The sequence below is a fragment of the Allokutzneria oryzae genome, assembly GCF_042429765.1.
Lineage (GTDB): Bacteria > Actinomycetota > Actinomycetes > Mycobacteriales > Pseudonocardiaceae > Allokutzneria > Allokutzneria oryzae.
Genome location: NZ_JBHLZU010000021.1, coordinates 55,885 through 72,544, shown reverse-complemented (window position 1 = coordinate 72,544; position 16,660 = coordinate 55,885). Strand labels below are relative to the sequence as shown.

Sequence of the window (16,660 nt, the reverse complement as noted above, 5' to 3'; positions counted from 1 at the left end):
GCGTGCGAGATGGGAACCGGACCGCCCCGCCCGGCGCGGGTGGCGGTGGCGCTGGCCGCCGCCGTCGCGCTCGTCGGAGTCGTCACCGCCCTGGCGGGCGCCCCCGCCTCGGCAGGCGCGACAACCCGCCCAGTGTCGCTGGCCTGCCGTTCCCCACAGGTGGGGGCGCACCCGGTCGCGGCGGAGGTCACCGTGGACCTTCCCGCGTCGGGCTCCGTTGGCCGGGCGGTCCGGATCTCCCGCGCCGCGCTCACCGCGCGGCTGCCGAACGCCGTCGTCGCGGCCTTGCTCGCCGACGGCAGGGACGCGGTCACCGGAGCCGGCACCGCCGCGGTGTCCGGGGGCGGGGCCAGCGCCGACCTCGCCCTGACCGTGCCAGCGACGGCCGTCCCGGGGACCGGGGAGCTCACCCTCACGTCCACCGGGGCGGACGTCGCGCTCACCGCCACCAGGCCCGGCGACCTCGTGCTGGCGCTGGGCGAGGTCACCTTCGCGCTGACCACCACCGGCGCGACCGACGGCCCTCCGGGCGTCCTGGAGCTCAGCTGCGCCCCGGAGCCGGGCGGGTCGGCGCCGCTGGCCACCATCCCGATCACCGGCACGCCGGTCACCAAGGTGCCCCGGCCCACAGCCACGACCACGACCACGACGGCGGCCCCGACGACCACCGCGACCGCCCCGGAGGTGCCCGTCGAGGTGCCGGGGCTCACCCCGTTCGCGCTCACACCGATCGACTTCAAGATCGTCGGAAAGTCGACGATGGCGAAGCTGAGGTCCGACCTGGCGATGGGGCCGGGGGAGATGCGCACGCTGCTCGACGCCAAGACCGGCGACGTCACCGGTGACCTCGTCCTGCCGCCGTCGGCGGGCTACTTCGTGATGTTCGGCTTCACCCCCGCGACGTCCACAGTGGAGTTCGCCCAGGACGGCAAGACCGTCGGCAAGATCGTCCGCGGCGTGCTCACCACCGTCTCGAAGGTCACCATCCGGCTGCGCGACGTCAAGGTCGCCGGTGTCCCGCTGGACGTCGGACCGAACTGCCGCACCGCGACGCCCGCGGTGATCGAGCTGACCAGCGGTCCGTCGCCACCGCCGTTCGTGCCACCGCGCCTGCTCAAACCGCTCTACGGCACCTTCACCATGCCGGAGTTCACCGGCTGTGGCGCGAAGGAACCCCTGGACTCGCTGCTGACCGGGCTGATCTCCGGGCCGGGCAACGCGATTCGCGTCGAGCTGACCCACATCCCCCGGTGAGGAGCGCCAGATGTCCCCGATCGCGCGGCGGCTGCTCGGGCTCGTCCTGCTGGTGCTGCTGGCCGCCGTCCCCGCGCTGGCGGTCGCGGTCTACCGCGACGCCTTCACCACGGAGGTGACCGTGACGCTGCGCACCGACCACACCGGCAACCAGCTCTCGGTGGCCTCGGACGTGAAGGTCAACGGGCTGCTGGTCGGCGAGGTCCGGCGGGTCTCCAGCCGGGGGGAGGGCGCCGAGCTCCAGCTCGCGCTGCACCCGGACAAGATCGGCGGCATCCCCCGGGACTCCACCGCCCGCCTGCTGCCGAAAACCCTCTTCGGAGAGCGGTTCGTGGCGTTGCGGCCGGGGTCGGGACCGCCGTTGGCCGCCGGGGACGTGATCGGGCAGGACCGCAGCAGCTCGGCCGTCGAGCTGGAGCGCGTGCTGGCCGGGGTGATGCCGGCGCTGCGGGCGCTCCAGCCGCACAAGCTCGCGACCACGCTGAGCGCGGTCTCCCAGGCGCTGCGAGGGCGCGGCACGCAGCTCGGCCGCACGCTGGTGGGGCTGGACGCCTACCTCCGCGAGCTCAACCCGATGCTGCCGGAGCTCACCGACGGACTCGGCAAGCTGGCCGATGTGTCCACTGTGTACGACCAGGCGGTCCCGGACCTGGTGGACGCGCTCCGGGAGCTGACGGTCACCAGCACCACCCTCGTCGAGCAGCGCGCGGGCAACGAAGCCCTGTTCCGCAGCGTCACCACCGCGTCCAACGACCTCGCGACCTTCCTCGACGCCAATGAGCACAACCTGATCCGCCTCGCCGCCGCGAGCCGCCCGCCGCTGGAGCTGTTCGGCGAGTACTCGCCGTCGTTCCCGTGCACCCTGGAGACGCTGACGAACCTGAAACCCATGCTGGACAAGGCGTTCGGCAAGGGAACCGGCAAGCCCGGCCTGCGCGTGTCGGTGCGGGCGGCACCGTCCAAGGGGCCGTACCTGCCCGGCAGGGACACCCCGCGCTACGACGCCACCGGCGGACCGAAGTGCTACCCGTTCGGCCAGCCACCCGGAGCGGGCGGGTTCGCGCCGATCTCCGCCGACGGTGACCTGGGGGTGCCGAACTCGCCGCAGGAGAAGGACGTGGTGGCCGCGCTGGTCGCGCCCTCGCTCGGTGTCCCGCCGGAGGCGGTCCCGAGCTGGAGCAGCGTGCTGCTCGGGCCGATGTTGCGCGGAACGGAGGTGAGCCTCGGATGAGGGGGCTGCTCGCGCCGCTGGTCAAGCTCGCGGTCTTCGCGACGGTGACGGTCACGCTGACCGTCGTGCTCGCGGTGACCATCGACGGAGCCGGGGTGGGCGACGGGGTCGGCTACCGCGCGCGGTTCTCCGACGTGACCGCCCTCAACACCGGGGACGACGTGCGGATCTCCGGCGTCCGGGTGGGACAGGTCGACTCGATGTCCCTTGTGGACGATCGCGTGGTCGAGGTCCGGTTCTCCGTCGAGGGCCGCCGCAGGCTGCCCGCCTCGATCCGCGCGGTGATCAAGTACCGCAACCTGGTCGGGCAGCGGTACCTCGCGCTCGAACAGGGGCCGGGGGATCTCGGAGTCCTGGCGCGCGGCGGGACGATCCCGCTGGAGCGCACCGCGCCGGCGCTGGACCTCACCCTGCTGTTCAACGGGTTCAAGCCGTTGTTCCAGGCGCTGTCGCCGGAGGAGGTGAACAAGCTGTCCATGCGCATCGTCCAGGTGCTCCAGGGCGAGGGCGGCACGGTGAAGAGCCTGTTGTCGCACACGGCCTCCCTGACCTCCACGATCGCCGCCAAGGACAAGGTGATCGGTGAGGTGGTCGACAACCTCAACTCGGTGCTGAAGACCGTCAACGACCGGGGCGACCGACTGTCCACAGTGATCACGACGACGCAGCAGCTGGTGAGCGGGCTGGCCAAGGACCGCAAGCCGATCGGCGACGCGGTCACCGCCCTCGCCGACCTGACCGACGCGACCTCCGGACTGCTCGGCCAGGTCCGGGAACCGGTGAAGCAGGACATCGACGGGCTGCGCCGATTGTCGGCCACCCTCACGGAGAACTCCGACGTGCTCGACGGGTTCCTGAAGCGGTTGCCGGTGAAGTACGAGAGCATCGGCCGGCTCGCCTCGTACGGCTCGTGGTTCAACTTCTTCCTGTGCTCGGCGGACGCGCCGAACGTGCCGCCCGCGCCGGGTGGTCCGCCCGTTGGCGTCCCGGTGACGGCGGCGAGGTGCCAGGGATGAGCGAGCAGCGCGATCCGGTCGTCGTCGGAGCGGCCGGCCTGGTCCTGATCACGGTCGCCATGCTCGTCGCGTTCTTCGCGGAGGACCTGCCGTTCATCGGCGGCGGCGCGCGGCACACCGCCGAGTTCGCCGAGTCTGCGGGCCTCGCCGAGGACGACGAGGTGCGCGTCGCGGGGCTGCGCGTCGGCAAGGTCGTCGCGGTCGAGCTGGCAGGGGACCGCGTGCTGGTCACGTTCCGGGCCGGTGACGTCCGGCTCGGCGACCGGACCTCGGCGTCGATCCGGATCAAGAACCTGCTCGGGCAGAAGTACCTCGCGGTGGAGCCACGTGGCGAAGGTGCTTTGAACACACCGATCCCGCGCGACCGGACGTACTCGCCGTACGACGTGACGGAGGCGTTCTCGGGGTTGTCGAAGACGGTGGACAAGCTCGACACCAAGCAGCTCGCGGACGGGTTCCGCGCGTTGTCCGAGGCGTTCAAGGACACTCCGGAGGACGTGCGCAAGGCGTTGGCTGGACTGTCCACATTGGCCACCACGATCTCCTCGCGCGACGCGCAGCTCGCGACGCTGCTCGGCAACACCGAGCGGATCACCCGCACGTTGTCGGGTCGTGACGGCGAGATCGAGCGGCTGCTCAAGGACGGCAACCTGCTGCTCGGCGAGATCGGCAAGCGCAGGCAGTCGATCCGCGCGCTGCTGATCGGGGTCCGCGCGATGTCCAAGGAACTGTCCGGGCTCGTCGATGACAACTCCAAGCAGCTCGGCCCGGCCCTCGAACAGCTCGAAAAGCTCGCGGATGTGTTGCAGCGCAACCAGGACAACCTCGACAAGGGGCTGTCGTTGTCCGGGCCGTTCTACCGGTTGATCGCCAACGCCACCGGTAACGGAAGGTGGATCGACAGCTACGTGTGCGGCCTCGTTCCAGCCGTGAACGGCTGCATCCCGCCGAAACCCACGGGAGGCACACGATGAGACGCGTCCTGATTCTCGCCGTTGTGCTGCTGCTGGTCGCGGCCACCGGTGCGTTGTGGGTGCTGCGGCCGTCCAGCACCCGGATCACCGCGTTCTTCAGCGCCGCTGTCGGCGTGCACGAAGGCACGGATGTCCGGATTCTCGGCGTGAAGGTCGGCGAAGTGCTTGAGGTGCAACCAGAACCGGAGCGGGTCAAGGTGATCCTTTCGGTCAAGTACGGTGTCGAGCTACCCGCCGACGCGCGTGGAGTCGTCGTCACGCCGACTGTGGTCAGTGACCGGTACGTGCAGCTGACGCCCGCCTACACCGGCGGGCCGCAGCTCGCCGACGGCGGTGTGATCCCCGTGGAGCGGACCGCGACACCGGTGGAGCTGGACCAGCTCTACGCGAGCCTGGACCGGATGACCACGGATCTCGGCCCCGGCGGGGCGAACAAGGACGGTGCGCTGTCGGAGCTGCTCGACACGGGTGCGGCCAACCTCAAGGGGAACGGGGCCGCGCTCAACGACACGATCACCAAGCTCGGGCAGGCGGCGAAGACGCTCAACGGCTCGCAGAACGAGCTGTTCGGCACCGTGGACAACCTCCAGCGGTTCACGTCGATGCTGGCGCGCAACGACAACCAGGTCCGTGCCGCTGAACGACAGCTCGCCGAAGTGACCGGCTTCCTGGCCGCCGATCGCGGTGACCTCGGTGCCGCACTGGCCGAACTACCGGGTGCGCTTGGCAAGATCCAAGGCTTCATCAAGGACAACCGGAGTCGCATCAAGTCCTCTGTGGACAAGCTCGCTGCGGTCACGAAGGTGTTGGTGGACCAGAAGGCCGCGTTGAGCGAGGCGTTGGACGCCGCACCGCTCGCGGTGAGCAACGTGATGAACGCCTACGACCCGGTGCGCAAGGTCCTGGACGGCAGGGCGAACATCACCGAGTTCGCACCGAAGCGCACAACCCTGGCGCCGATGCCGCCGGGAAGTCCGCAGCCGTTGTTCCCGTTGCCGCCTGTCGGCGACATCTACACATCAGCGGGGGGCTCGGGATGAGGCGGTTGACCGCGCTGCTCGCCGTGCTGGTCCTGGTGAGCGGATGTGTTGGTGCGTATGACGTTCCACTGCCGGGTGGAGCGGACGTCGGTGACCGCCCCTATCGGGTCACCGCGCAGTTCCAGGACGTGCTGGACCTCGTTCCGCAGGCGTCGGTGAAAGTCAACGACGTCGCTGTGGGACGAGTGGAGAGCATCGACCTCGCCGACGACGGGTGGACCGTGGACGTCCGGCTGGCGTTGCACGGCGATGTGCGCCTTCCCGCGAACACGGTGGCAGTGCTGCGTCAAACCAGTCTGCTGGGCGAGAAGTACGTCGAGCTGGCGCGGCCATCGGGTGCTCCGGTCGGGACGCTCACCGACGGCGCGGTGGTGCCCGTGCAGCGAAGCAGCCGGAACCCGGAGGTCGAAGAGGTCTTCGGCGCGCTCGCGATGGTGCTCAACGGCGGTGGCATCGCGCAGTTGCAGGACATCACCAAGGAGCTGAACGCGGCGCTCGGCGGGAACGAGAAGGAGCTGCGGTCGCTTCTGTCCACTGTGGAGACGCTGGTCCGTGGGCTGGACAAGAACCGCGACAAGATCACGACCGCGCTGGACGGGATGAAGAAGCTCTCCGCGACCCTGGACGCCCGGCGTGAGCCGATCGGCGTCGTCCTGGACAAGCTGGAGCCGGGCTTCAAAGTCCTCGCGGAGCAACGCGAGTCGCTCACCACGATGCTGAAGGCCCTGGACCGGCTCTCCGGTGTCGCGGTGCGGACGATCAACGCGAGCAAGGACGACATGGCCGCAGGGCTCCGGGCGCTCGAACCGACGCTGCGCAAGCTCGCCGAGGCGGGTCAGAAACTCCCGCAGGCACTGGAGGTCCTGCTGACGTACCCGTTCCCCGACTCCGCGCTCGACGCGATCAAGGGCGACTACCTCAACGTGTTCCTGACCCTCGTCGTGGACAAGGCCGACGCATCACCCGCGAACTTCCCGCTCCCGCCGGTTGGAGGAACCCGATGAGGAAGGTCCGTGTCCAGGTGACCGCGTTCGTGCTGATCGCCTTGCTCGGCGTCAGCTATCTCGGCGCGCGCTACGCCGGGCTCGGTCGGCTCTTCGGCGCGACGGGCTACGTGGTGCGCGCGCAGCTCGCGGACTCCGGTGGCCTGTTCACCAACGCCGAGGTGACGTACCGGGGCGTGGCGGTCGGCCGTGTCGGGCCGATGCGGCTCATCGCCGACGGCATCGAGGCGGATCTCGACATCCGGCTCGACGCGCCGAAGATCCCCGCCGACGTGGTCGCCGTGGTGGCCAACCGGTCCGCCGTGGGGGAGCAGTACATCGACCTGCGCCCCAAGGGTTCCGGTGGCCCGTTCCTCGAAGCGGGATCAGTGATCACGAAGCGCGACACCAGCACGCCGAAGTCCGTGGAGTCGTTGCTGACGAACCTCGACGGCTTCGTGCGTTCGGTGCCCAACGACTCCCTGCGCACGGTGATCGACGAGCTGGGCACGGCCTTTCAGGGCTCGGGAACCAATCTCCAGGCAATGCTGGACGCGACCAACGGCTTCACCGCGAAGGCCACCGAACACCTGCCGCAGACCACGCGGTTGCTGATCGACGCGCCCACGGTGCTCCAGACGCAGATCGAAGAGGGGGAGGCGCTGAAAGCCTTCAGCGCCAACGCGAAGCTCTTCGCGGAACAGCTTCGTTCCTCCGACGGCGACCTGCGCAGACTGATCACCGCGGCGCCGTTGGTCTCTGAACAGGTCAGCGCGGTGCTGAAGGAGAGCGGGCCTGGCATCGGCGCGCTGGTCGGCAACCTGATGACCACATCGGAACTGTTGCTGGTGCGGCAGAACGGACTCGAACAACTCCTGGTGAAGGTCCCAGAGGCGGCTGCGGCAGGGTCCACAGTGGTCGGTGCTGACGGGTTCCACCTGGGACTCGCGGTCACGTTCTACTCGCCGCTGCCGTGTGTCGCGGGCTATCAGGGAACGCAGTACCGCAACGGCCTGGACACCGGCCCCGGCAAGCCGTTGAACACCGCTGCGAGCTGTCAGGCCCCGGCAAGCAGCGGTACCAACGTCCGTGGTGCTCAGAACGCGCCGAAAGGAACACGATGAGAGTCCTGGCAGCAGTTCTCGCGGTCCTCACGGTGGCGGCCGGTTGGGCTTGGTGGAGCGCGGAATCCCCCGCACAGCACCGTGATGAGGCCCTCCGTGCGGGTCAGCGCTCGCTCGCGGTGTTCAACACGCTCGACCACCGGAGGGTGGACGAGGGACTGCGCCGCTGGCTGGAGGAGTCCGCCGGCGGGCTCAACGAGGAGTTCCGCCGGATGAGCGCGGAGAGCAAGGACCAGATCCGCCAGGCCCGGACGGTCACCGAGGGCCGGGTCACGGACGCGGCGCTGACCGAGCTGGACGGCAACGCGGGCACGGCGAAGCTGATCGCGTCGGTGGAGGTGGCGGTCACCCCCGACGGCGGCCCGCCGGCCACCAAGCGCAACCGCTACCAGGCCGACCTCCTCCGCACCCCCTCCGGCTGGAAGACCACCTCCCTCACCCCCGTCCCCCTCTCCGCCCCCGGGCCATAAGCGGGCTTATGGACGCTTTCGCACGCTCAGACAGGTCCATAAGCCCGCGAATGGCCGAGAGGAGAACGCGTGATGAGGGTGAGTGGTGGAGTGCGGCGGCGGAGGGTTGTGGCGGGGTTCGGGGGGAGGCGGCGCGGGAGGTGAGGGCGGAGCCGGAGCCGGAGCCGGAGGCGGAGGTGACGGAGCTGGAGGTGGGGGCTGAGCCGGAGGCTAAGGCTGAGCCGGAGCCGGCGGTGACGGGGGAGCTGGAGCCGGAGGCGGAGGTGACGGGGCTGGAGGTGGGGGCTGAGCCGGAGGCTAAGGCGGAGCGGGCGGGTGGGCGGTGGTGGGTGGTTGTGGTGGTGCTCGCGGTGGTGGGCGGGTGGTTCGGGGTTGAGGCCGTTGCCGTGCGAACCGGGCCCGCCAACCAGGCGCTGATCGACCGGGACGCGACCACACGGGTTTCCGATGCGGTGACCGAGGCCGTCGCCACGTTGTTCTCCTACCGCTTCGACGGCGCCGAGACGTTCGACCGGTCCACGTGGGAACTGTTGCGCGGCAACGCCGTCGGGCAGCACGAGCGGTTGTTCGCCCAGATCCGGCAGCAGGCACCCGCGCAGCGGCTCGTGCTCACCTCGAAGGTCGTCCGCACCGGTGTGCGCGCCCTTGAGGGGGACCGCGCCGTGCTGCTGGTGTTCCTCGACCAGACCCTCGCGCGCGGCGACAACGGCACCACCAGCGCTGCCGCCGCGCAGCTGACCGTCACCACCGAGCGCGTGGACGGCCGGTGGCGCGTCACCGACCTGCAACCCCGATGAGGAGACGAGAATGAGACGAGTGATCACGGTGCTCGCCACCGTGCCCCTGCTGCTCGGCTTGCTGGGCACCGCCCCGGCCTCGGCCGCTGTGAAGATCGACTACACGGTGACCGGGACCGACACCATCGCCAAGACCGGCTCCAAACTGGAGCTGGGGCCCGGCAGGCTCAGCACGGTGCTGGAGGCCTCGACCGGCTCGATCACCGGAACCCTGACCCTGCCGCCGGTGCGGACCACCTTCACCGTGCTCGGCTTCGTGCCGGTGACCGCCAAGGTCGAGTTCCTCCCGGTCGGCGAGACCACCGGCACCATCGTCGCCGGGGTGGTGAGGTCCCGCTCGCAGCTGCGCGTCAAGCTCAGCGACGTGACCATGGGCGGCATCCCCGCCTTCGTCGGCGACTCCTGCCAGAGCCGCACCCCGATGGTGGTGGAGCTGACCTCGGAGCCCGGCTTCACCCCGGTCCGAGGCGGCACGCTCTCCGGAAGGCACGACCTCCCGCCGTTCGGCGGCTGCTTCCTCGCCGAGCCCTTGATCAACCTGGTCGTCCCCGGCCCGGACAACCTCCTTTCGTTGGAACTGAAGCGAATCACCGGTTAGGCCGTGCCCCGCGAGCGACAACACCACCTCACCCCCTGGCGCCCCCACCCCGCGTGCCCCCTCATTTCGCGTTTTGTAGGCATAACGCGATATGGGAGCGCTCTTTCGCGCATTTAGGTGACAAAACGCGAAAACCCCGACCACGCCAGCCAGCGCACGCGCGCACGCGCGGACGTGGGGGGCACGGGGGTGGTGTCGCCTTGGGGGCGCGGGTGTCACGCCTTCGGCGGCTGGCACCCGCGCCGCTGGTGGAAATAACCTTCCCCAGCCGCCTTCGCCGCGACTCCTTCACCGTGGAAGGCCTCACTCGTGTGGAACCGAGCGTGAACAGGCTGATCGACGCGGGCAGCCCGTGGACCAAGCTGCCGAGCGAGCTCGCCCCGCTGATGCGGGCCCAGGTCCCCGGCGTCACCGCGCAGATCCTCAGCCGCATCCAGCAGGAGATCCCGGAGTACTCCCGGCCGTTGGACGGGCACTTCGGGCACGCGATCACCAACGGCATCGAGCACGCGCTGATCCAGTTCGTGCACCGCGTCGCCGACCCGCAGACCCCGCTGGACCCGTGCGCGGAGATGTACCGGCTGCTCGGCCGCGGCGAGTTCCACGAGGGCCGCAGCCTGGACACGCTCCAGGCCGCCTACCGGCTCGGCGCGCGCATCGCCTGGCGCAGCATGTCCGAGTTCGGCGAGCAGGTGCAGCTGTCCACGTCCACCATGCGCGCGCTGGGCGAGGCCGTCTTCGAGCACATCGACGACCTCGCCGCCCTCGCGGTGGAGGGCTACCTGGCCGCCAAGGCCAAGGCCAGCGGCTCGCTGGAGCGCCGCCGCCGCAGGCTGCTGGAGCTGGTGCTCGCCGAGCCGCCGACGCCGAAGCAGGTGATCACCGAGCTGGCCGCCGCGGTGAGCTGGACGCTGCCGGAGCAGGTGCACCTGGTCGCGCTGGACCCGGCGGGCGTGCCGGAGCCGTGGGTGGACGGGCCGATCCTCGCCGACCTCGAAGGCCCGGCCCCGCACCTGCTGGTGCCGGTGGGCGTCGACTGCGACGAGCAGCTCGGCGAGGTGCTGCGCGGAGGCCGCGCCGCGATCGGCCCCGCCGCCGCGCTCGACGACGCCGCGGAGTCGCTGCGCTGGGCCCGCCGGGCGCTGCGGCTGGTCAAGGACGGGGTGCTGCCGGACGAGCCGGTGCTGCGCTGTTCGGAGCACCTGGCCAGCCTGTGGCTGGTGAGCGAGGCGTTCCTGCGCGACGCGCTGATCAGGAAGTGCCTCGCGCCGCTGGACCCGCTCACCCCCAAGCAGTGGGAGCGGCTGGCCGAGACCCTGCTCGCCTGGCTGGAGACGCGCAGCGGGGCGCCGGGGGTGGCCGCCCGGCTCGGCATCCACCCGCAGACCGTGCGCTACCGGCTGCACCAGCTGGAGGACCTCTTCGGCGAGCGGCTCAACGACCCCGGCGCCCGCTTCGAGCTGGAGGTGGCGCTGCGCGCCGACCGGCTCGCGAGGGGGGATAAGGACACCGGGTAGGAGCTAGGGTGGGAGCAGTGCATCCACTGCTCACCGACACCACGCCGCTGCCCGAGGGGCTCGACGCGCGCCTGCGCGACCAGCTCACCTTCGTGATCGAGGTCGACCGGCTCAAGACGATCCTGCGCCAGTCCCCGCTCGCCGCCGCCGACCGCCGCGAGAACGACGCCGAGCACTCCTGGCACCTCGCGCTGATGGTCGTGCTGCTCGCCGAGCACTCCGACGAGCCGATCGACGTCGGTCACACGGTCAAGCTCGTGCTCGTGCACGACCTGGTCGAGATCTACGCGGGCGACACCCCGCTCTACGACGCCGAGGCCGCCCACACCCAGCAGGCCCGTGAGGAGGCAGCGGCGGACCGGCTCTTCGGCCTGCTGCCGCCGGACCAGGCGCGGGAGGTCCGGGCGCTCTGGGACGAGTTCGAGGCGCGCTCGACCCCCGAGGCGCGCTTCGCCAAGGCGATGGACCGGCTGCAACCGTTGCTGCTCAACTGGATGGCGCGCGGCGGCACCTGGAAGTCGCCGGGTGTCACCGCCGACACCGTCCGCTCGCGCAAGGCGGTCATCGGTGACGCGTCCACGGCGCTGTGGGAGGCGGGCCGGACGCTGATCGACGAGGGCGAGCGGAGGGGATGGTCGCGTCCGTCGCTGTCCTAGGACCTGTCCTGGTGGACAGAACGCTTGGCGGTCGTCCTCGCGCTGAAGCAGGATTCGCTCATGCGCTTCGCAGCGGCATCCCTGACCGCGCTCCTGGTGGGTGTTCTCCCGGTGCACGCGGACTGGGTGCGCGACCCGGCCGCCCACGTGGACCCGCTGATCGGTTCGGCCCGCGACGGCAACACCTTCCCCGGCGCGACCCGGCCCTTCGGCATGATCGCCTGGAGCCCGACGAGCACGCGCGGTGACCAGACCGGGACGGGAGCGGCCAACGGCTACTCCTACGACGTCACCCGTGTGCGCGGCTTCAGCCTCACCCACGTCAACGGCGCGGGCTGCAACCCGGGCGCTGCGGGTGACGTCCCGATCATGCCGCACGTCGGCGATGTCACCTCCTCCCCGACGGCGGACACCAAGGACGCCGTGTACGCCAGCGACTTCTCGCACGCCGACGAGATCGCGACGCCCGGCCGCTACCGCCTCGGACTGGCCTCGGGGGCCCGGGTCGACCTCGCGGTGACCGACCGCGCGGGCATCGGCGAGTTCGGCTTCCCCGCGGGCACACCGGCGAACCTGTTGTTCCGCACGTCGAACTCGCTCAACGGCAGCGAGGACGCGGACATCACCATCGACCCGGCCAACCGCCGCGTCACCGGCTCCGTGCTGACGGGCGCCTTCTGCGGCCGCCGCGCGAACGGCGGAGTGAACAACCGCAAGAGCTACTACCGCCTGCACTTCGTCGCCGAGTTCGACCAGCCGTTCGCGGGCACGGGCACCTGGGTGGACTCCGTGCTCTCCCCGGGCAGCACCCACGCGTCGGGCGGCGAAGGCTACGCGACGGGCGCCGACCGCGCTGGTCGGGGCTCCGGTGGCTACGTGACCTTCGCGGCGACCCGCGTCGGCATGCGCATCGGCATCTCCTACGTCGGCCTCGAAGGCGCCTCCGCGAACCTGCGCGAGGAGATCCGTCCACATGAGACAGTTTCGTCCGTCGCGTCTTCTGCTTACCGCGCTTGGGATTCCCGCTTGAATCGCATCCGCGTCGCGGGTGGTTCCGGGGATCGGAGAACGGCCTTCTACACGGCGCTCTACCACGCGTTGTCCCAACCGAACCTGATGAGCGACGTCGATGGCCGCTACTTGGGCATGGACCGCCAGGTGCATCGCGTCTCGCCGGGCCAGGGCGCCCAGTACAGCAACTTCTCCGGGTGGGACCAGTACCGCGCGCAGATCCAGCTGCTGGCGTTGCTCGAACCGCGCGTGGCAGGGGACTTCGCGCAGTCGTTGTACAACTACGCCCGCCAGAACGACGGTGTGTGGGACCGCTGGGTGCACGTGAACGGCGCGACCCATGTGATGACCGGGGACCCGTCAGCGGCGACGCTCGCGACGTTCTACGCGATGGGGGTCCGCAACTTCGACGCGCGTGGAGCCTTCGACTCGCTGTACGAGCAGGCGACGGCTCCGCGCCCGGAAGGCTTGCAGGACGCGGGTTGTCCCGGCCAGTGCGTCGGCCAACGTCCGAACCTCGCCCAGTACCTGTCCTCCCGGTACAGCGCCCAGGACGTGTGCCACTGCTGGGGCGGAGCGGCGGAGACCCTCGAAGCCTCGGTCGCAGACCACGCGTTGTCCCAGTGGGCCAGGAACCTTGGCCGTGTCGCGGAGGCGGACGCCCTGGCACCGCGAGCCGCCTACTGGCGCAACGTGTTCAACCCCGCCGGCTACGCGCAGCCCCGCAACCTCGACGGTTCCTGGTCGGGCGTGTTCGACCCGGCGAGCGGCCACGGCTTCGCCCAGGGCACGAGCGCGACGTACACGTGGATGGTGCCGCACGACGTCTCCGGTCTCGCGGAGGTGATGGGCGGTCCCGCGATCGCGGTCGGCCGCCTGGACGAGTTCTTCGGCGGGGGAGGCGGACCGCTGCGCTACGACCCGACCAACGAGCCGGGAATCCACGCGCCGTGGTTGTACAACGAGCTCGGCCAGCCGCGCAGGACCCAGGAGACCGTCCGCCGCCTCGTCGACACGGTCTACGGCGTCGGACCGCGCGGCCTGCCTGGCAACGACGACCTGGGCACGATGTCGTCCTGGTACGTCTTCGCGGTCCTGGGTCTCTACCCACGGTCGCCCGGCAGCGCCGACCTCCTCCTGTCCAGCCCGGTCTTCCCCCGCGTCCAGATCCGCCCGGAAGGCAGGCCCGCCACGCTCATCACCGCCAGCGGCCCAGCAGGAGCGGTCCACATCGACTCCGTGCGCCGCGACGGCCGCCCGCACCACGACTGGAAGGTGGACGGGAACCTCCTCCGTGACGGCGGCACCCTCCACTTCACCCTCAGCCCCTGACCAGAGCCGCGGGAGGTCTCCAGTCACGTTGCGGCGTCAGAGCTCCGGCCGCGTCGACGAGACCAACTTCACGCATACGTTGGCATTGCCGGTGCCGGGCGGTGGGGCCGAGGCCGTTGCGGAAAGCGGTGCCGCGGGATCTTCCTTGGCAGGGCGGCAACCGGGGCGCGTGATCACCGCCCACCACGGGCCGCTCCGGTCAACCCTTGCCGCTGGATCGGCCTAACTTGGTATCACTTGGCGCGCGAATGCTGGGAGACCGTAGGGCACGTGCCTACACTCTGGCCTATATGGACAGCAGGGAAGCCGCGAAGCTGGTCAGACGGTCGAAAAGCCGCTGGCGCGATCGCGGGTACCCGGCGTGGGTCCTGCTGGTCGCCGCCGCCGAGGACCGGTACCCGAGCGCGCTGGACGCGCTGATCACCATCGCCCGCGACCCGAGCCACCCCTACCGGGCCTGGGCCGGTGAGCTGGTCGCCGATCGCTGGGTCGCCACCAGGGACCCCGCGCTGCGCAAGGTGGTCCGCCAGCTCGACGTGCTGGCCACCGACGGCACGGCCCGGCTGGTCACGGCGGCGCTGCACGGGCGGCTGCTCAGCGAGTGGCGCAGCGGCGAGGAGATCGTCGAGCTGTTCGAGGACCCCGACGACGACGTGCGCGCGGGGGTCGCCGACGCCTGCGCCACCGCCACCGGGGAGCAGCTCTACGAGCTGTGGGCGATCAGCGAGCACGAGCCGGTGCTGAACGCGCTGCTGCACAATCCGACCAAACCGGACGCCCGGCGGGTGCCCGAGCTGTCCTCCATCGCGCTCGGCGCCGATGTGGATCCCGGGCAGCTGCTGGACGCCGCACTGCGGGCCGACCGCGCCATCGGCCGGATCGCGCGGCGGCGGATCCTGTCCACCGAGTCGCTGACCGACCGGCTGTGCGAGGCCGCGATCGGGCACCCGCGCCGGATCGAGTTCCTGGTCCGGCACGGGCTCCAGCCGGAGCACCCGGTCGCGTGCGCGCTGTACCTGCTGCGCGCCGACCAGATCGAGGAGTACCGCGAGCTCGACCCCGAGGGCACGCTGATCGCGCGCGCGAAGCTGACCGATGAGCAGGTCAAGCAGATCGGCCTCGCGCTGGCGGACAACGAGGAACACCAGCGGTTGTGGGACTTCGCCCGCGCGCTGACGCTGCGCCAGGCCGTCGAGCTGGTGCACCTCGCCGGTGACTGGCGGCCGGAGGAGGACTGGAGCCTGTTCGGCAGGCTCGCCGAGGTGGAGACCCTCCAGGTCGTGCACGAGCTGGAGGCGTCGCCGGAGCACTGGGCGCTGAGCTACCGCGTCGGGAACTCGTTGGTGCAGAGCGTGTCCCTGTCGCCGGACGCGACCAGGATCGCCGCGACGGCGGGCTTCAGCGCCCCGAGCTTCGACCCGAGGTACGGCAGGCAGAAGGAGCAGGGCTCGATCATCGAGCTGGAGGTCGACTCCGGCAACGAGATCGCCCTGCACACCGTGGAGGCCGGGTTCGCCCACGTCGTGCACCTGGGGCACGCGGTGATCACCGCGGAGAACACCCGCGAGGAGGGTTCGGTGCTGGCCCGGCACGTCGGCGCCGAGCGCGAGGTGCTGGCCAAGCACGAGCACACGATCGACGCGCTCGTCCGCTCCCACAACGGTTTCGTGGCCATCGCGAGCACGGGTGAGCTGATCGTCGGCAGTGGTACCGACACCGAGGTCCGGCGCGTGGTGCCCGAGGGCAGCCGGTCCCGCCCGGCCTCGCTGTCGGTCCACAGTGGAACGGGACGGTTCGCGCTCGGCGGCGCGGAGCTGGTGCTCTTCGGGGAGGACGCCGAGGTGCTGGCCACCGCGAAGGAGCCGGGCTGGATCCGGGAGACCGCCTTCGTCGACGCCGACAGCCTGGTGACCATGGACGGTGACGGCCACCTCTCGCGCTGGAGCCGCGACGGTGACGCGCTCGTGCGAGGGCTCCGCGCCAAGATCCCGCCCGAGCTGGGCGGCCCGCTGGTGGACCTGCGCGTGGTGCCCGAGCGCGGCCTGCTCGCGGCGATGAGCACCGTCATCGGCCCGGTCCGGCTGGTGCTGTTCGACCTGGAGACGCTGACCCACGCCGAGGGCTTCCAGCTGCCCGGCTGCACGCTGGCCACCTCCGCCGACGGCGAGCACCTCGCGCTGGGCACGGCAACGGGCTCGGTGTGGTTCTGCGGCATGCCGCCCCCCGGCCTGTTCGAGGTGCTGGCCAAGCCGATGAGCAAGATCGGCCCGGCCGACCGCGAGGTCATCGACGTGGCCCGCGCGAGCGCGTCCCGGCCCGCGGTGCGCCGGGTGCTCGACCTCTTCGCGGAGCTGGTCGGCTAACCCCTGCCCCTCTCCCGATGGCGCCCCACCCCCGCGCCGCGCTGTGCGCGCGCGGCCGGGTGCGCGCGAGCCTGGCTGCGCGCGGCTGGCTGGCTGCTCGCGTGGCTGGCTGGCGTGGTCAGAGTTTTCGCGTTTTGTCACCTTGATGCGCGAAAGAGCGCTCTCATTTCGCATTAAGGCTACAAAACGCGAAACGAGGGGCACGCGGGTGAGGGCGCCGGGTGGGTGCGCCGGGCGGGGCGCCGGGTGGGGGTGCCGGGCGAGGGCGCTGCCGGGAGGGGGCACGCGGGTGAG

General features: G+C 70.9%; 14 protein-coding genes. All 14 read left to right on the top strand.

Annotation, left to right across the window (positions count from 1 at the left end):
• Positions 1-9 precede the first annotated feature (9 nt).
• Positions 10-1,254, top strand: coding sequence for a DUF6801 domain-containing protein (locus tag ACFFQA_RS26670; RefSeq protein WP_377857866.1), 1,245 nt, complete (start codon positions 10-12; stop codon positions 1,252-1,254).
• Positions 1,255-1,264: 10 nt separating this feature from the next.
• Positions 1,265-2,485 carry an MCE family protein gene (locus ACFFQA_RS26665; protein ID WP_377857863.1) on the top strand — a complete coding sequence of 407 codons (1,221 nt, stop codon included), beginning with the start codon at positions 1,265-1,267 and terminating at the stop codon, positions 2,483-2,485.
• Positions 2,482-3,501, top strand: a complete 1,020-nt coding sequence (locus ACFFQA_RS26660) for an MCE family protein (protein WP_377857860.1) — start codon at positions 2,482-2,484, stop codon at positions 3,499-3,501. Before ACFFQA_RS26665 ends, ACFFQA_RS26660 begins: the two co-directional genes overlap by 4 nt.
• Complete coding sequence (locus ACFFQA_RS26655) at positions 3,498-4,475, top strand: MCE family protein (RefSeq protein ID WP_377857857.1); 978 nt, start codon at positions 3,498-3,500, stop codon at positions 4,473-4,475. Before ACFFQA_RS26660 ends, ACFFQA_RS26655 begins: the two co-directional genes overlap by 4 nt.
• The gene (locus ACFFQA_RS26650; protein ID WP_377857855.1) at positions 4,472-5,515 is read left to right on the top strand and encodes an MCE family protein; all 1,044 of its coding nucleotides are present in this window, start codon (positions 4,472-4,474) and stop codon (positions 5,513-5,515) included. The genes ACFFQA_RS26655 and ACFFQA_RS26650 overlap by 4 nt, the downstream gene beginning before the upstream one ends.
• Positions 5,512-6,519: an MCE family protein gene (locus ACFFQA_RS26645; RefSeq protein ID WP_377857852.1), complete on the top strand. Its 1,008-nt coding sequence runs from the start codon at positions 5,512-5,514 to the stop codon at positions 6,517-6,519. The genes ACFFQA_RS26650 and ACFFQA_RS26645 overlap by 4 nt, the downstream gene beginning before the upstream one ends.
• Positions 6,516-7,622, top strand: a complete 1,107-nt coding sequence (locus ACFFQA_RS26640) for an MCE family protein (RefSeq protein WP_377857849.1) — start codon at positions 6,516-6,518, stop codon at positions 7,620-7,622. The genes ACFFQA_RS26645 and ACFFQA_RS26640 overlap by 4 nt, the downstream gene beginning before the upstream one ends.
• Positions 7,619-8,092 (top strand): Rv1363c family protein, encoded by a 474-nt coding sequence (locus tag ACFFQA_RS26635; RefSeq protein ID WP_377857848.1) that lies wholly within the window; start codon positions 7,619-7,621, stop codon positions 8,090-8,092. Before ACFFQA_RS26640 ends, ACFFQA_RS26635 begins: the two co-directional genes overlap by 4 nt.
• 140 nt (positions 8,093-8,232) lie before the next feature.
• On the top strand, positions 8,233-8,889 hold the full coding sequence (locus ACFFQA_RS26630; RefSeq protein WP_377857846.1) for a hypothetical protein: 657 nt from the start codon (positions 8,233-8,235) through the stop codon (positions 8,887-8,889).
• 10 nt (positions 8,890-8,899) lie between these two features.
• Complete coding sequence (locus ACFFQA_RS26625) at positions 8,900-9,487, top strand: hypothetical protein (RefSeq protein WP_377857843.1); 588 nt, start codon at positions 8,900-8,902, stop codon at positions 9,485-9,487.
• Positions 9,488-9,810: 323 nt separating this feature from the next.
• Positions 9,811-11,004, top strand: a complete 1,194-nt coding sequence (locus ACFFQA_RS26620; protein ID WP_377857840.1) for a PucR family transcriptional regulator — start codon at positions 9,811-9,813, stop codon at positions 11,002-11,004.
• 8 nt (positions 11,005-11,012) lie between these two features.
• Positions 11,013-11,660, top strand: coding sequence for an HD domain-containing protein (locus ACFFQA_RS26615; protein ID WP_377857837.1), 648 nt, complete (start codon positions 11,013-11,015; stop codon positions 11,658-11,660).
• Between the two features lie 60 nt (positions 11,661-11,720).
• Positions 11,721-14,003, top strand: coding sequence for a GH92 family glycosyl hydrolase (locus ACFFQA_RS26610; protein ID WP_377857834.1), 2,283 nt, complete (start codon positions 11,721-11,723; stop codon positions 14,001-14,003).
• 290 nt (positions 14,004-14,293) lie between these two features.
• Entirely contained in the window at positions 14,294-16,366 is a 2,073-nt protein-coding gene (locus ACFFQA_RS26605; protein ID WP_377857832.1) for a WD40 repeat domain-containing protein, read from the top strand.
• Positions 16,367-16,660 lie beyond the last annotated feature (294 nt).

Excerpts from the sequence above, each read along its gene's own strand:
- ACFFQA_RS26670 (WP_377857866.1), top strand. The coding sequence starts at position 10 with ATGGGAACCGGACCGCCCCGCCCGGCGCGGGTGGCGGTGGCGCTGGCC.
- ACFFQA_RS26665 (WP_377857863.1), top strand. The coding sequence starts at position 1,265 with ATGTCCCCGATCGCGCGGCGGCTGCTCGGGCTCGTCCTGCTGGTGCTG.
- ACFFQA_RS26660 (WP_377857860.1), top strand. The coding sequence starts at position 2,482 with ATGAGGGGGCTGCTCGCGCCGCTGGTCAAGCTCGCGGTCTTCGCGACG.
- ACFFQA_RS26655 (WP_377857857.1), top strand. The coding sequence starts at position 3,498 with ATGAGCGAGCAGCGCGATCCGGTCGTCGTCGGAGCGGCCGGCCTGGTC.
- ACFFQA_RS26650 (WP_377857855.1), top strand. The coding sequence starts at position 4,472 with ATGAGACGCGTCCTGATTCTCGCCGTTGTGCTGCTGCTGGTCGCGGCC.
- ACFFQA_RS26645 (WP_377857852.1), top strand. The coding sequence starts at position 5,512 with ATGAGGCGGTTGACCGCGCTGCTCGCCGTGCTGGTCCTGGTGAGCGGA.
- ACFFQA_RS26640 (WP_377857849.1), top strand. The coding sequence starts at position 6,516 with ATGAGGAAGGTCCGTGTCCAGGTGACCGCGTTCGTGCTGATCGCCTTG.
- ACFFQA_RS26635 (WP_377857848.1), top strand. The coding sequence starts at position 7,619 with ATGAGAGTCCTGGCAGCAGTTCTCGCGGTCCTCACGGTGGCGGCCGGT.
- ACFFQA_RS26625 (WP_377857843.1), top strand. The coding sequence starts at position 8,900 with ATGAGACGAGTGATCACGGTGCTCGCCACCGTGCCCCTGCTGCTCGGC.
- ACFFQA_RS26610 (WP_377857834.1), top strand. The coding sequence starts at position 11,721 with ATGCGCTTCGCAGCGGCATCCCTGACCGCGCTCCTGGTGGGTGTTCTC.
- ACFFQA_RS26605 (WP_377857832.1), top strand. The coding sequence starts at position 14,294 with ATGGACAGCAGGGAAGCCGCGAAGCTGGTCAGACGGTCGAAAAGCCGC.